Source organism: Vibrio sp. 11-4(1), from assembly GCF_013048625.1.
Classification (GTDB): Bacteria; Pseudomonadota; Gammaproteobacteria; order Enterobacterales; family Vibrionaceae; genus Vibrio; species Vibrio diabolicus.
Genome location: NZ_VHSY01000004.1, coordinates 143,162 through 158,681, shown reverse-complemented (window position 1 = coordinate 158,681; position 15,520 = coordinate 143,162). Strand labels below are relative to the sequence as shown.

General features: G+C 46.2%; 11 protein-coding genes and 1 pseudogene. 11 read left to right on the top strand and 1 reads right to left on the bottom strand.

Annotation, left to right across the window (positions count from 1 at the left end):
* Positions 1–461: 461 nt before the first annotated feature.
* Positions 462–1,718 carry an aromatic amino acid transport family protein gene (locus FKN16_RS09635; protein WP_012842510.1) on the bottom strand — a complete coding sequence of 419 codons (1,257 nt, stop codon included), beginning with the start codon at positions 1,716–1,718 and terminating at the stop codon, positions 462–464.
* Positions 1,719–2,099: 381 nt separating this feature from the next.
* Between FKN16_RS09635 and FKN16_RS09630 the strand changes: the two genes are divergently transcribed.
* From FKN16_RS09630 to nirD, 11 genes and pseudogenes are all read left to right on the top strand, one after another.
* Positions 2,100–2,534, top strand: coding sequence for an N-acetyltransferase (locus tag FKN16_RS09630; RefSeq protein ID WP_005395641.1), 435 nt, complete (start codon positions 2,100–2,102; stop codon positions 2,532–2,534).
* A 292-nt stretch (positions 2,535–2,826) separates the two neighbouring features.
* A complete protein-coding gene (locus FKN16_RS09625; RefSeq protein ID WP_170902564.1) occupies positions 2,827–5,472 on the top strand; it encodes a nitrate reductase in 2,646 nt (881 codons plus the stop codon).
* 20 nt (positions 5,473–5,492) lie between these two features.
* Positions 5,493–6,398 carry a uroporphyrinogen-III C-methyltransferase gene (gene cobA / locus FKN16_RS09620; protein WP_124008001.1) on the top strand — a complete coding sequence of 302 codons (906 nt, stop codon included), beginning with the start codon at positions 5,493–5,495 and terminating at the stop codon, positions 6,396–6,398.
* Complete coding sequence (locus FKN16_RS09615; RefSeq protein WP_170902563.1) at positions 6,395–7,348, top strand: glycosyl transferase family protein; 954 nt, start codon at positions 6,395–6,397, stop codon at positions 7,346–7,348. The genes cobA and FKN16_RS09615 overlap by 4 nt, the downstream gene beginning before the upstream one ends.
* A gap of 170 nt (positions 7,349–7,518) precedes the next feature.
* Positions 7,519–8,436: a dienelactone hydrolase family protein gene (locus FKN16_RS09610; protein ID WP_048625125.1), complete on the top strand. Its 918-nt coding sequence runs from the start codon at positions 7,519–7,521 to the stop codon at positions 8,434–8,436.
* A 73-nt stretch (positions 8,437–8,509) separates the two neighbouring features.
* Positions 8,510–9,091: pseudogene (locus FKN16_RS09605) on the top strand (ANTAR domain-containing protein).
* 265 nt (positions 9,092–9,356) lie between these two features.
* Positions 9,357–10,721 (top strand): CmpA/NrtA family ABC transporter substrate-binding protein, encoded by a 1,365-nt coding sequence (locus FKN16_RS09600; RefSeq protein WP_170902562.1) that lies wholly within the window; start codon positions 9,357–9,359, stop codon positions 10,719–10,721.
* Positions 10,722–10,793: 72 nt separating this feature from the next.
* On the top strand, positions 10,794–11,759 hold the full coding sequence (locus tag FKN16_RS09595) for an ABC transporter permease (RefSeq protein WP_005375889.1): 966 nt from the start codon (positions 10,794–10,796) through the stop codon (positions 11,757–11,759).
* Positions 11,760–11,770: 11 nt separating this feature from the next.
* Complete coding sequence (locus tag FKN16_RS09590) at positions 11,771–12,607, top strand: ABC transporter ATP-binding protein (RefSeq protein WP_045461721.1); 837 nt, start codon at positions 11,771–11,773, stop codon at positions 12,605–12,607.
* Between the two features lie 10 nt (positions 12,608–12,617).
* Positions 12,618–15,137, top strand: a complete 2,520-nt coding sequence (gene nirB / locus FKN16_RS09585; RefSeq protein ID WP_170902561.1) for a nitrite reductase large subunit NirB — start codon at positions 12,618–12,620, stop codon at positions 15,135–15,137.
* Positions 15,138–15,473 (top strand): nitrite reductase small subunit NirD, encoded by a 336-nt coding sequence (nirD, locus tag FKN16_RS09580; RefSeq protein WP_045587811.1) that lies wholly within the window; start codon positions 15,138–15,140, stop codon positions 15,471–15,473.
* Positions 15,474–15,520: the final 47 nt, after the last annotated feature.

The following is a 15,520-nucleotide window of genomic DNA, read 5'->3' as shown; positions in this document are numbered from 1 at the left end:
CTGTTCAAAAGTGGAAAGATTGATTTAACGACAAGATAAACAGTGCGACGAATCTAGTGTGTCGAACATTGTTAGTGGTGTAAGTTTCATCATTTAGTCGGTGCGATTCGCATCTCGAAAGATGGCTGGTTCGCTAAAAAATTATCTTTCTGTCATAAATATTTAATGTTTGTATGGGTTGTTAAAAAACTCGATATTAGACATAGTGTTATTAAGCCAATAAAAAATGGCTTTTATAATAAACAGGAGATTAACTATGCATAATGAAATGATTCAACCTTCACACTTCGGTATTATTGGCCGCACTTGTATCGCTTCAGTACTTATGATTGCGGGCGTTTTTGCTCTTATTTAAGAGTCAATGGTAACGATGGTTACCCGCTTAAGAGTAAGAAAATTCAGGGAATCACCTTAATCTCGTATAAGGTATTCCCCTGAAAATCCAACCTAATAACTACTTTTTAGCTGAAGAAGCTAAAAATCAATGCACTTACCGCTACAATGCCCGCAGTTAAAACAAAGTAAGTTGAGCCATTTCCACGATATTGTTTCAATGCATCGATTTTGTATACCGCTAACATTGGCATAATAAATAAGATCATCGCGATAACAGGCCCTGACAACGCTTCCATCATACCAAGAATGCTTGGGTTCATGATCGCTGCTGCCCAGATTGAAAAGAAAAGTACTGCAACGCTGATACGATCAACCCGCTTTTCAGACAGTTTAGAGTGTTTGGTAATTAAACCATTTAAGCTTTCGCGTGCACCTAAAAAGTGCCCAAGAAAAGAGGAAGTGATAGCAACAAAAGCCACCAAAGGACCAAGCGTTGCGATAAATGGGTTGTCTGTTGCATTGGCTAAATAAGACAGCACCGACACGTTTTGTTCTTTAGCTTGAGCCAATTGCTCTGGTGACAGCGCTAATACACACGAAAAGACAAAAATAAGCACAAACGCAATTAACATGATGCTAGTGCGTCGAAGAATTACTTCGGATTTCGCATCCGCTTGATCGCCATAATGGCGACGTTGCACATTTGCAAAGCTTGAAATCGCAGCTGCGTGACTAAACGAGAAAATAACCACAGGAACCGCTAACCACATAGTGCTAGCAAAAGCAGACGCTTCAGGGGCGTCCATGATTGGCATGGTCCAGTTTGGTATCAAGTAAAATGAAAGAAAGGCAAGAATAGCCACTAATGGGTAAACCATAATGGCAAAAGCCCGTAGCATGACTTTTTCGCCCGCCATCATAATGGCAATTAATGCAAACACTAGTACACCTGAAAGTAGAGGGCGAGGCAAAGAAGCCATATCAGCTTGGTTAACCATAAAACTGTCTACGGTATTGGTAATACCGACGCCGTAAATTAACAGGATCGGGAAGATCGAAAGAAAATACAGCAGTGAAATAGAGCGACCCGCTTTTGCGCCAAAGTGCTCTTCCACTACATCAGTAAAGTCTGCATTTTTGATCTTGGAAGACAGTACAAAGCGAGCTAAACCACGGTGGGCAAGATAAGTCATTGGGAAAGCAAGCACAGCCATTGCGACTAACGGCCAAAAGCCGCCAATACCAAGGTTGATCGGCAGAAATAGAATGCCTGCACCAACGGCTGTTCCAAACAGACTAAGGACCCAATGTGTATCGTGTTTTGACCAAGATGTTGTTGTGTTTAATTCACTGGAATTTAACGCATTTCGAGATTCTTTCACTTAAAACTCGCTTTTATAAAAATAATAATGCGGAGAATGGTATAGGTTTTGGTGTTTGTTATCACATCGGAAGTGTGGTGAATCATGCTGAATATAAGGGGTGGTTGTAACTTATCAAACTATGAATTTTTTTAAAAACTAGAGTTTTAATCTAAAATTTAAGCAATAAATTGGTGTTATATTTCAAATTTTTACTAATGGGTGGTTTTTGATTTCGTGGTTAAAACTTAATCATGGATGTATATGCTAAAGAAGCGTGCTCTTACTTAATGTGCCATGGTGCATATTGGAGAGTTAGCAAGTGTCAGGTCTATGAGTCCTGCATTTAGATGAGTTTTAGGTATATACTGCCGCCACAAATGTTAAAGGAGGAATTATTGAATGGACATTCTGTCTGCACATAAAGACGACTTATTGGCTGTGTATACGCTTGAAAATACTTTATTTGGAGAACATGCCTATCCTCAATTTTTCTTTCGACAAGCTTTTGATTGTTGGGGGGAAAGCTTACTAGTGGCGAAAGAGGGGGAGCAAGTCGCAGGGTATATTTTGCTGACGACAAGCACAAATGCGCAGCAATATTGGATCATGTCACTGGCTGTCGATACTCAACATCGTGGTAAGGGTATTGCGCGTTCTCTGATTGAAAGTGCCATCGCGCCGTTGAAGTTGGGCTCAAGTGTGAAGTTGACGGTCGATCCGAATAATCAGCCTGCATTGTCTTTGTACCTCTCCCTTGGCTTCAAAGTATTAAAAGAAGAAGCGCATTATTTCGGTGACGAAGAGTCTAGATTGGTCATGGAATTAGTAAAGTAACCCTGCACGATAATGAACGAAACTTGCACTCAATCAGTGCGCGGTATTACTTTGCAATAGTTTTTTACGTTCTAACGTTTTGTAAATTAAAGATTTTCAATCTTGGCACCTCGTTTGCTTTGATATAAATGTTCATCGTTAACTCGATGCACCGCTCTCTATAGCAGGCGAGAGCGGGATAGGGTATTACTTTTGAAAATGTACTAACAGCGTTAAAGGCATTGCTGCCTCTCTCGATTCGGGAGAGGCTTTTTTTTGCCTGTAATTTAGGATTAGTCGCGCAGGAGGCGTTATGTCACAAGGGTGTAGAAAGACAACTTGTCCGTATTGCGGAGTAGGCTGCGGAATTGAAATCAGCAATAACAAGATTATTGGAGATGCGCTTCATCCGGCCAATTCCGGTTCACTGTGTGTAAAGGGTGTCGCATTAGCAGAAAGCTTACAAATGCCTTCAAGATTGCTCTACCCCAAGCTAAGGGAAAAAGAAGTGTCATGGCAGTCGGTCACAGACTTAATTGCACAAGAGATCCATCAAGCAAAAGCGGAGTTTGGACCTGATTCTGTCGCGATGTATGTTTCTGGTCAGTTGTTGACGGAAGACTATTACGTCGCCAACAAACTCATGAAAGGCTATGTTGGCAGCGCAAACATCGATACTAACTCCCGTTTGTGTATGTCTTCGGCGGTTGCGGCTCATGTACGAGCATTTGGTGAAGATGTCGTTCCCGTCAATTACGATGACATTGATAAGACTGAGCTATTGATCATTTGTGGTGCCAATACCGCTTGGACGCACCCTGTTCTATTTCGACGTATTCAACAAGCGAGAGAAAACAATCCTAACCTCAAGCTGGTGGTCATTGACCCGCGTGAAACGGTCACAGCGCAGCAAGCGGATTTGCATCTACCGATTAAAAACGATGGGGATGTGTCACTTTTTAATGGGCTTCTCAAGTTTCTTATCGAGCAGCAATGTATTGATTCTGAATATATAAATTCCCATACCGAAGGGTTTGCTGCGCTTGCAGAAGAAGCTACTGATTTTCGTTACGATGTCACTAATCTAACGTCTTCCATTGGCATTTCAGAAGAAAAGCTGACCACCTTCTTCCAATGGTTTGCACAAAGCCCAAGCGCAATCACGCTGTTTTGCCAAGGGGTTAACCAAGCCGAAAATGGTGTTGATAAAGGCAATGCCATTATTAATGCACATTTGGCGTCAGGTAAAATTGCCAAGTCAGGTTGTGGGCCGTTTTCTATTACAGGTCAGCCGAATGCGATGGGTGGGCGAGAAGTCGGTGGTTTGGCAAACCAACTAGCGGTTCATCGCGCTTTTGACGCAGATTCTATCAAGCAAGTGCAGGCGTTTTGGGATTCACCAGAAATTGCCACTCAGCCCGGTTTAAAAGCCGTTGAACTGTTTGAGGCGGTAGAACGTGGGGAGATTAAAGTTCTGTGGATCATGGCAACCAATCCCGTGGTTTCTTTGCCTGATAATCAGATGGTTAAGCGCGCGTTAGAGGCTTGTCCTTTTGTGATTGTGTCTGATATTACAGCGGATTCGGATGTAGCGCATTACGCGGATCTGTTGCTGCCGGCCGCTGGTTGGGGTGAGAAACAAGGTATGGTAACCAACTCTGAACGTCGACTTTCAAGGCAGCGTCAGTTTCAAACGCCTCCTGGTGAAGCAAAACCAGATTGGTGGGCGATAAGCCAAGTCGGACAAGCTCTGTGTACATTGGAAAAGACACAAAATGGCTTTGCGTTTACTTCTGAGCGGGCGGTATTCAGGGAATATGCGGCGATGACAGGCATGAATACTGATTCGCCATTGAAGCTCGACCTATCACAATACGCGAACTTAACCGAGCAAGAATACGAGGAGTGGGTGCCGACACAATGGGGAGGAGAGCGCCCTTTTGCTGAAGGAATCTATTCGCACCCAGATGGTAAAGCGCGTTTTGTCGTGACCAGTGAATTGCCTCAACGCTTAGAGAGAACAAAAGGCTGGTGGCTCAATACGGGCAGACAACGCGACCAATGGCATACCATGACGCGTACAGGGCATATCGCACACCTTGCCGCCTCTGAGTTAGAGCCAACCGTGTACATGAACACACTCTCCGCCACTCAAAATCGCTTAAAAGCCGGACAGCTCATCAAGCTGTTCCAGCCTACTTCAAACACCGGTATTTATGCCAAAGTTGCCATTGATGAAGGTTTGGGGTTTCAGGAGCTGTTTATGTCAATGCACTGGGCGGGCCGATATGGCGGTGAAAGCAGTGTTAACGCGATAATAAACAGCGCAAAAGACCCTATTTCTGGGCAACCTGCGTTTAAGTCGTCTTATGTTGAAGTGCAAGACGCAGCGGTAAAAACCTACGGTATGTTCATCGGGACACAGTTTGATTCCGGCAAGTTTCTCTACAGCGCATTTCAAGCAGAAAGTAATTTGGGCATCTGGCGCTTCGCACACGATAAACGACCAAAAAAGCAGAGTTTTTGTCGAACGGAAAAGAGCCGCAGGATCACGATTGATATTGCCCAAGGTTGGCTAGCAGTGGATTACGATCTTGTTGGAGACGTTCGTATCATTCGTTCTGTTTTGGTGGTGTCTAGTGAACCGATTCAAACCGATTACACCAACTTTACGCACTTGATTGGCAAGCCGATAGAGTTATCGCAACTGCTTACCATCACTCAATCGCAAAGCAGCGCCAAACTGGTTTGTAGTTGTTTCCGTGTCACCGATAAACAAATACATGACGCGATGGAGAAACAAGACTGCACTTCACTGACCCAACTTCAAAACAAACTCAAATGCGGTACCAACTGTGGCTCATGCGTCTCTCAAATCAAACAAATGGTCGACAGCCATCAGCATCAAAAGGGCAAACAGCAAGCGAGCCAGCAAAGTCTGGCGATGCAAATAAAGTAAATCATAAAGAGGATAAGCACATGGAAGCGCCTTATCAAAAGTCTTGGTTTAAGAAAGGACAAGCGAGTCAGAATCAAGAACGCTCGTCTCGCTTTTCTAAGCATGACCAAGCAAGCAAACTGAACCAACTTCTAGAAAATCACTCCGCAGATCTAGATGCGAACCACAAAGGTTTTGTCTCGATTGTCGGAGCAGGACCGCACGATCCAGACTTGTTAACCGTGAAGGCAGTGAAAGCGATTATATCGGCAGAGGTATTGCTATACGACCGTTTGGTTAACAAAGATATTTTGGAGTTGGCTTCGCCACAAGCCGATTGGATTTACGTGGGCAAACGATGCGGACAACCTAGTATTGGTCAGGAAGAAATCTGTAATTTGTTGGTGTCGCTCGCTCTACAAGGAAAGCGAGTTGTGCGCTTAAAAGGGGGAGATCCTTTTGTATTTGGTCGTGGAGGCGAAGAAGCATTAGCACTCGTCAAACACTCTATCGCTTACGAAGTCATCCCCGGTATTACTGCTGCGATTGGATGTTCAGCAAACAGCTTGATTCCGCTGACTCATCGTGGCGTTGCTCGCAGCGTTACCTTTGTTACAGGGCAAGTGGTAACAGGCGCATTTGAAGCGTGGAGCCAACTGATGCAAAGCGGACAAACATTGGTGTTCTACATGGGATTAGAAAAATCGGCAGACATACAAATCGGTTTAGTCGGCGCTGGTTTGAACCAAGATTTCCCTGTTGCGGTCATCACTCATGGTTGCAGCCCTCAGCAGCAAGTTCATGTGACCCAACTCAATCAGCTCAATGAGTTATCGATTACACTTAAAGGCATCAGCCCAGCATTGATTGTGATGGGAGAAGTTGTCAAACTGCGCGAACAACTAATAGAAACCGTACAGTCAGTGACGGAATACGAGGGAATATGAGCAGCATTTTGGAATGTATCAGAACAGTCGGTCGTGGCGAACGTGGTAGAAAACCACTGAACTTTGATCAAGCGTTTCGAGTTATGGATGAATACCTAAACGGAGAGTGCGATGATGATCAAATGGCAATGCTGCTGATGCTGATCCGCGTACAAAACGAGACTCAACAAGAAATCGCTGGCTTTGTAAAAGCATTCCAATCCCGCATGCCTGCTATTGGTGCAGACATCGACTGGCCATGTTACGCAGGCAAACGTGAAGCGGCAGGTCAGCCTTGGCACCTGTTGGCAGCGAAGATCCTTGCCGATAATGGTCATAAAGTGCTGATGCATGGCTATCACGACCGTCAATCTGGACGTTTACACGCCGAAGATTACCTCGGCAAATTTGCTATTACGAAAGCGGAATCAGCAGAAGACGCAAAGCGTGTGTTAGAAACACAAAACATCGTGTATCTACCGCTCAGTGCATTTGCTCCTCAAGCAGAAACCATGATCGGTTGGAAGAATCGTTATGGGCTTAGAACGCCGATTAATACCGTGGTTCGAACATTGAATCCGGGGCAAGCAACGGTTGGTATTCGTGGTAGCTTCCATCCTGGTTTCCAACAACTTCATGCAGAAGTCGAATATGAAATCGGTCAAACCGCTCACGCCGTTGTGTCATTCAAAGGGCAATCGGGCGAATCAGAATACAACCCGAAAGTAAGCCAAACGGTATGGTTAAGCCAAACAAGCGGCGTGACATCGCACTACTGGACGGAGCAAATGCTGTCTGAGGTGCCAATGCCTACGAACTGTCCGTTTGGGACGTCAGAAGATGACATGAACCAAATGGCGAATACGGTTTTGGCAACGATGACAGTTGTACTCTTTGCTCAAGTGCACGATAGGGAACAGGCCTTTGAACATGCGTTTACTTATTGGGAAAACTATTGTTGTGGCAGTTAATCCTGTGACGAGCTAACCGCGAAACGTTGTTGGATCGGAATCCTTTATCTATTGTTTGTGTAAGCTTGTCAGTGATGTATTTATCACTTGAAGTGTCTCACAGCTGATTGGGGCAAACATCAGTGAGGCCTGATGAGTTTACTTTTCGATAAGAAATGAGGACAAGGATAATGGTTCTAAAGCACTCAAATTCTAACAACAAGGCGTCACATCCCATTCCACAAGAAGCTTTCGATTGGTATGACGAATACGCACATGGCAAAATCTCTCGTCGAGAGTTTCTCAACCGTCTTGGTGGCCTCGCTGTTTTAGGTTTTAGTATGACGGCCCTGGTTGATGCTCTGACTCCAAATTATGCACTCGCAGAGCAAGTTTCTTTTAATGATCCTGAGATCAAAGCAACCTATGAAACCTTTGCTTCGCCTAATGGACATGGGGAAGGTCGCGGCTATTTGGTTGTGCCACAAAAGAAGACCTTAAAATCGCCGACAGTGTTGGTGATTCATGAAAATCGAGGCCTAAACCCATACATCAAAGATGTCGCCAGACGACTCGCGAAAGACGGCTTTATTGCTTTCGCTCCTGACGCGCTTTATCCACTCGGTGGCTATCCGGGGAACGACGATGAAGGTCGCGCCATGCAGAAAGAGATGGACAGAGCCAAGATCGAACAAGATTTTATTGCTGCTGCTAATTTCATTAAACACTACGAGGGTGGGAACGGTAAATTAGGCGCTGTTGGGTTCTGTTTCGGTGGATACATCGTTAATATGCTTGCAGCGGTAATGCCAGAAGAGCTGGATGCAGGTGTGCCTTTCTACGGAACACCGGCGGCGCAAGAGATTCAAAAGCAGGTCAAAGGGCCGTTGATGATTCACTTCGCAGGGCTCGATAAGCGCGTCAACGACACATGGCCTGCCTATGAGCAGCAATTGATCGCGAACGATGCGCAATATCAGGCGTTAATGTATGAAAACGTCAACCATGGCTTCCATAACGACTCAACGGCTCGCTACGCACCAGAAGAAGCGGCGCTCGCGTGGGAACGCACACTAGGTTTCTTCAAAGAACATCTCGCCTCTAGTTAAAACGCTTCAACTTTAATTGGCACATTCCTTGTTATGTCTCTCTTAGTGAGTGAGATATAAACAAGGAATGTGCATGACTCAATCAACGTCAAAAACACCCATCATAGTATGCTGTGATAGCCTCCAAGAGCAGGCTCGATTGTCCGGCTTATTGAGCAAAGATTACGACAACATCATCGGCTGCCAATTGGCACAACTAGAAACGTTAATGCAACGAGAACCGTCGGCAAGCGTTGTGGTTGGATGGCAGCAACCAACCGCGGAACTGCGTTTGATCGTCGATTTCTGCCGCAGAAAATCGGCACCACTTCTTATCGTCTTAAAGCAGTTATCATCTAATGATATCAATCGGTTATAAGAAAAAATGGACTATGTGCTCATGCCGCACGATAGTGAGTTTGCGCTTCAGCCTTGGATTGAACATGCGACACTAGTGAGAGCGAAATTCGAAAGTATGCAATCGGAAATTGAATCGCTGACCCATAAGATTGAAGAGCGCAAGCTGGTGGAAAAAGCCAAAGGTCTGCTGATGAAGATGCACAGCGTTGATGAAGAACAGGCTTATAAAGCACTTAGAAATTCAGCCATGCAATCGAGCCAAACGCTCGCACAAGTTGCCAAGAATTTGATAACTACTTTGGAGGTGCTTGATTAGTTGCTCTACCACTTTGGGGTTAGAGTACGTTTTCTAACGTGGTGCGTGTTGCACTATCAGCAAGCAATAACAGGGAACTAGAAACGGTAGAATCAACTAATTTATTGTATTTACTGTAAAAAATAAGTTGGCACAGTAATTGGATTAGTAGAATTGGGTTTATTGTTGAATCGCTTATCTCAATTATCAACGGCGGTAATTGTAGACTTAGCAACGGCGCTACTGCTCTTCGGAGTAGTGGCGCTTTTTTTATGGGAGCAAACCAATGAAATGGAGTTCGATGCTGAAAGTGTCAGCAATTTCGTTATCGGTATTCACCACGGTCAGCGTAAAGGCAGAGTTGGGTGAGCCAGAAATTGAAGACCTGAAGTTTGGTTTTATTAAGTTAACCGATATGGCACCGCTGGCGGTTGCTTATGAGAAAGGCTTTTTTGAAGACGAAGGCTTGTACGTCACTTTAGAAGCGCAAGCAAACTGGAAGGTGCTTTTAGACCGAGTCATCGATGGTGAGCTTGCTGGCGCGCACATGCTTGCTGGTCAGCCATTGGGCGCAACGATTGGTGTCGGCACAAAAGCAGAAGTGATTACCGCGTTCAGTATGGATTTGAACGGCAACGCAATTACGGTTTCCAATGACACTTGGGAGCAGATGAAGCAGTACATTCCAAAGCAACCAGATGGCAAACCAGTTCACCCAATCAAAGCGGATGCACTTAAGCCTGTGGTCGACAGCTATCTGGATAAAGGCAAACCGTTCAACATGGGCATGGTGTTCCCTGTATCGACACACAACTATGAGTTGCGTTACTGGTTAGCGGCAGGCGGGATTCATCCAGGCTTTTACGCACCAGACTCAGGCGATAACAGTGGCCAGTTGGACGCTGACGTTCTTTTGAGTGTTACACCGCCACCACAAATGCCAGCAACAATGGAAGCGGGCACGATCAAAGGGTACTGCGTAGGCGAACCATGGAACCAACAAGCCGTATTCAAAGGCATTGGCACACCAGTCGTGACCGATTACGAGATCTGGAAGAACAACCCAGAGAAAGTGTTTGGTGTTTCCAAAGCTTGGGCTGAGAAGTATCCAAACACACACATTCGCGTAGTGAAAGCCTTGCTTCGAGCGGCACATTGGTTGGATGAAAATGACAATGCCAACCGCCAAGAAGCAGTGAAGATGCTATCAAAAAGCGAATACGTTGGAGCCGATGCCGAAGTTATCGCCAACTCAATGACCGGCACGTTTGAATACGAGGAAGGCGACAAACGAGACGTGCCAGATTTCAACGTGTTCTTCCGTCATAACGCCACGTATCCGTATTACAGCGATGCGATTTGGTACCTGACCCAAATGCGTCGATGGGGGCAGATCTCAAGCGAGAAATCCGATGATTGGTACATGGATGTGGCAAAAGAGGTTTACCGTCCAGATATCTACCAACAAGCGGCTCAAGCACTAATTGAAGATGGTGTGTTGAGCAAAAAAGACTTCCCAGATTTTAGTGCTGAAGATGGTTTCCGTGCGCCACAAACACACTTTATCGACAACATCGTTTATGACGGTCGTGAGCCAAATAAATATCTGGAGAAGTTCTCTATCGGGCTTAAAGGAAAAGACAAGGTTTAACCATAACGATAAACGCCACAGGCGAGGGAATTCGCTTGTGGCAACAAGGATGTAAATTTCTTAGGAGTGAGTATGTCTAGTAATGTCATTTCCCTTTTTCCTGCTAAGCAGGTAGTGAACCGAAGTCGGCTGGTGCTTTTGCCCGTCATTGGTTTGCTGATCTTTTTGGCAATGTGGCACTTAGCAGCGAGAGAAGTACAAACTTCATTAGGTACGCTACCGGGGCCAGTGCAAACTTTTCAGCAGTTCAGCAACCTTGTCGATGACCATTGGCAAGAGCGAGAAAAGGAACAAGCGTTTATCGAGCGTCAGGAAAAGCGCAATGCTGCGAAGTTAGCCAAGAATCCGGACGCGGAAGTGAAGATTCGTCCCTACACAGGTAAACCGACGTTCTTCGATCAAATCATAACAAGCCTAGTGACTGTAACCGCGGGCTTTTTACTGGCGACTGTCATCGCAATTCCGCTTGGCATCGTGCTTGGTCTTAATCAAGGGCTGTATCAAGCGTTCAACCCAATCATTCAATTGCTCAAGCCCGTATCACCTTTGGCTTGGCTGCCTATCGTCACTATGGTCGTGAGTGCCACTTATGTGAGTGATGACCCGATGTTTGCTAAGTCGTTCATTAACTCTCTGATCACAGTGGCGCTGTGTAGCTTGTGGCCGACGCTGATTAACACCGCTGTGGGTGTGACGAGCGTTGATAAAGACTTAATCAACGTGAGTAAAGTGCTCCAACTTTCATGGTGGCAGCACATTCGCACCATCGTTTTACCTTCTGCCATTCCAATGATCTTCACAGGTTTACGTCTCTCTTTAGGTATCGCTTGGATGGTATTGATTGCGGCAGAGATGCTCGCGCAGAACCCAGGGTTAGGCAAGTTCGTTTGGGATGAGTTCCAGAACGGCAGTTCAGCATCATTGGGGCGCATCATGGTGGCAGTCATCACCATTGGTTTTATCGGTTTGATGCTCGATAGAGGCATGCTGCAACTTCAAAAGTGGCTGTCTTGGAATAAACAACAAGCGTTGAGATAAGGGAAACGATCATGGAAAAAGCATTATTAGATCTAACGCGTTTAGGGATGCGATTCCCAACGCCAGATGGCGAGTTCATCGCGCTTAAGAACGTCGATTTACAAATCAATAAAGGTGAGTTTGTATCCCTAATTGGTCACTCTGGCTGCGGTAAATCAACGGTATTGAACTTAGTCGCAGGGCTGCACATGCCAACAGACGGCGGCGTGATCGTCGATGGACGAGAAGTAGCTGGACCGGGACCTGACCGCGCAGTTGTGTTCCAAAACCATTCATTATTGCCTTGGCTCACTGTGTATCAAAACGTTGAGCTCGCAGTAAAACAAATCGCCGGAAAAAAGGGCAAAGTGTGGATTCAGGAGCAAGTTAACCACTATTTGGAGTTGATTCAAATGCAGCATGCCGCGCACAAAAAGCCGGATGAAATCTCAGGTGGTATGAAGCAGCGAGTCGGTATTGCGAGAGCACTGGCACTTCAACCAAAGGTTTTGCTGATGGATGAACCATTTGGCGCGTTGGATGCGTTAACACGTGCACATCTACAGGATGCACTGATGAAGATCCAAGCCGAGTTAAACAATACCGTCATCATGATTACCCACGACGTGGATGAAGCGGTGCTGCTATCCGACAAAATCGTGATGATGACTAACGGGCCGGCGGCAACCATTGGTGAAGTGTTAGAAGTGAATCTACCTCGCCCTCGCGAGCGTGTAGCACTGGCGGATGATGCGCAGTATCAAAAGTGTCGACAAGCGGTGTTGAAGTTCCTTTACGAGAAGCAATCCAAAGTCGAGATTCCTGCTTCGAAAGAAGACAAACCTAAAACCGCAGCGCAAACGGCATAAGGAGGCAGCGATGAACAGTCCTTTAACGATTCCAGTAAAGAACGCATTGAGCCACATCGTTGTGGTAGGCAACGGTATGGTCGGGCAACACCTCGTCGAGCAATTAGTGCAGAAAAACGCGCATTTGGAGCACCGAGTTACCGTGATTGGTGCAGAGCGCTTTATCGCGTATGACCGTGTACAGTTGTCCTCTTTGTTTGCGGGTAAGTCTCATGATGATTTGATGCTGAGTAACCAAGAATGGTACGACATGCATGGCATCCAACTCGTACTTGGCAGCCAAGTAACAGGCATCGACAGAGAGCAAAAGCGCATTCTGCTTGATGGTGAAGATGTGCTGGGTTACGACCAACTCGTGCTCGCGACCGGTTCGTACCCATTTGTGCCGCCAATTGAAGGTAAAGACCGCGATAACGTGTTTGTCTACCGCACGCTTGATGATCTTTCACAAATCAAAAAGGCATGTGAAGGCGCAAGAACGGGCGCAGTGATTGGCGGTGGCTTGTTGGGTTTAGAAGCGGCAAACGCACTCAAACTATTGGGGTTAGAAACTCACGTTATTGAATTTGCGCCACGTCTGATGCCCGTGCAGTTAGATGATGGTGCCGGCTTAGTGCTAAAAGAGAAGATTGAAGCGCTAGGGTTAACCGTACATACCTCGACGGGTACGGAGCGAATCTGCGATGGTGAAACGGCTAAACATCGTATGGTGTTTAAAGACAAAGATCCTCTCGAAGTAGATGTGATTGTCTTTTCCGCAGGCATTCGCCCTCAAGATGAGTTGGCAAGAATGGCTGAGCTAGAAGTCGGCGAGCGAGGCGGCATTGTGATTAACAATCAATGCCAAACCAGCGATGAGAATATTTATGCGATTGGCGAATGTGCTCTTTGGGAGCAGAAGATCTTTGGTTTGGTCGCACCCGGTTACACCATGGCGAGAACTACTGCCGATGTCTTGACTGGTATGCCAAGCGAAGGTTTTAAAGGTGCAGACATGAGCACCAAACTTAAGCTGCTTGGGGTGGATGTGGCGTCTATTGGCGATACACAAATGCAGACCGAAGGCGCACAAGAAATGGTCTTGCAAGATGCGGTTGCAGGCATCTACAAAAAGCTGGTGGTTGATGCGAGCGGCACCCAATTGCTTGGTGCGATTCTCGTCGGTGACAACAGCGATTACGATGCGCTCTTACAGTGTTATTTGAACAAAACGGTTCTGCCAGACCACGCGGCGAACCTGCTGTTTGATACCGGAATGCTGGACGGAGAGATGCCAGACAGCGCCATCATCTGTTCTTGTCACAACGTCACAAAAGGCGACTTAGTTGCCGAGATACAAGCTGGCACCACCAACCTGACGGATCTTAAAGCCAACACCAAAGCAGGTACTGGCTGTGGTGGCTGTAGCAATATGGTCAAATCGGTATTGGATACTCAATTGGCAGCCATGGGGGTAGAGGTTAACAACCACCTTTGTGAGCACTTTGAGCTGAGTCGGCAAGAGATGTTCCATATTTGCCAAGTGGAACAGATCAAAGACTTCGACACCTTAATCGCACTGCATGGTAAAGGGCATGGGTGTGATATCTGTAAGCCGACAGCAGCATCAGTGTTTGCTTCTTTGTGGAATGAACACATCATGGAGCCACAGCATCAATCTCTACAAGATTCTAACGATGCCTTTATGGCAAACCTGCAAAAAGACGGCTCTTACTCGATTGTACCTCGTGTTCCGGGGGGCGAAATTACACCAGACAAACTCATCGTACTTGGTGAAGTCGCTCAGCAATACGATCTGTACACCAAAATCACTGGCGGTCAGCGCGTGGATTTATTTGGTGCGCAGTTAGAGCAACTCCCAGAAATCTGGCAAACCTTAATTGATGCTGGTTTTGAAACAGGGCACGCCTACGGCAAATCGGTGCGCACCGTGAAATCTTGCGTGGGTTCTACTTGGTGTCGCTATGGTGTTGATGACTCGGTCGGATTAGCCATTGAGTTAGAGAACCGCTACAAAGGATTGCGAGCGCCCCATAAGCTTAAGTTTGCCGTATCGGGCTGTACTCGTGAGTGTGCAGAAGCGCAAAGTAAAGACATTGGGGTGATCGCCACCGAAAACGGCTGGAATCTATACGTTTGTGGTAATGGCGGCATGAGACCAAGACACGCTGATTTGTTTGCATCCGACTTATCCAAATCAGAGTTGATCACCATGATTGACCGAGTCTTGATGTTCTACGTCAGCACTGCTGATCGCTTGCAGCGTACGTCGGTGTGGATGGAGAACATGGAAGGGGGCCTAGATTACCTTAAACAAGTGATTTTGGATGACTCTCTGAATCTATGTGATTCTTTGGATGAACAAATGGCGCGCGTCGTAGATACCTATCAATGTGAGTGGAAGAGTACGCTGGATAATCCTCAGAAATTGCAACGCTTCCGTCCTTTCTTGAACAGCACGTCGGGCAGCAAAGTCTTACCGTACCAACGTGTGCGCGGTCAGCGTATTCCGGTGAAACAGGAGGTGTAAATGGCAGCTTTAACCAAAGTGAAACTGTGTCAGCTTGATGACCTAATGCCGTTCATCGGTGCCACTGTGTTAATTGAAGGCGAGCATGTCGCGTTATTCTACATTCCTGATAGCGGTGTTTACGCCGTTCAAGATTGGGACCCAATTGGTAAGGCTTATGTGATGAGTCGAGGGATTGTCGGTGATATCGATGGTGAGATGTGTGTTGCGTCACCACTGTACAAACAGCATTTCAGCTTAAAGAGTGGGCAGTGTTTGGAAGACGAAGCGCACTGTCTAAAAACGTGGCGAGTAACGGTCGACGATAATCAGGTTTGTTATTTAGTCGAAGAATGATCCTCGAAATTAGCTTGATCGATATGAGTAAATTCTTAGCGTAAGAG

Coding starts and splice junctions, on each gene's coding strand:
- FKN16_RS09625 (WP_170902564.1), top strand. CDS start 2,827: ATGTCACAAGGGTGTAGAAAGACAACTTGTCCGTATTGCGGAGTAGGC.
- FKN16_RS09630 (WP_005395641.1), top strand. CDS start 2,100: ATGGACATTCTGTCTGCACATAAAGACGACTTATTGGCTGTGTATACG.
- FKN16_RS09600 (WP_170902562.1), top strand. CDS start 9,357: ATGAAATGGAGTTCGATGCTGAAAGTGTCAGCAATTTCGTTATCGGTA.
- nirD (WP_045587811.1), top strand. CDS start 15,138: ATGGCAGCTTTAACCAAAGTGAAACTGTGTCAGCTTGATGACCTAATG.
- nirB (WP_170902561.1), top strand. CDS start 12,618: ATGAACAGTCCTTTAACGATTCCAGTAAAGAACGCATTGAGCCACATC.
- FKN16_RS09595 (WP_005375889.1), top strand. CDS start 10,794: ATGTCTAGTAATGTCATTTCCCTTTTTCCTGCTAAGCAGGTAGTGAAC.
- FKN16_RS09590 (WP_045461721.1), top strand. CDS start 11,771: ATGGAAAAAGCATTATTAGATCTAACGCGTTTAGGGATGCGATTCCCA.
- FKN16_RS09610 (WP_048625125.1), top strand. CDS start 7,519: ATGGTTCTAAAGCACTCAAATTCTAACAACAAGGCGTCACATCCCATT.
- FKN16_RS09615 (WP_170902563.1), top strand. CDS start 6,395: ATGAGCAGCATTTTGGAATGTATCAGAACAGTCGGTCGTGGCGAACGT.
- cobA (WP_124008001.1), top strand. CDS start 5,493: ATGGAAGCGCCTTATCAAAAGTCTTGGTTTAAGAAAGGACAAGCGAGT.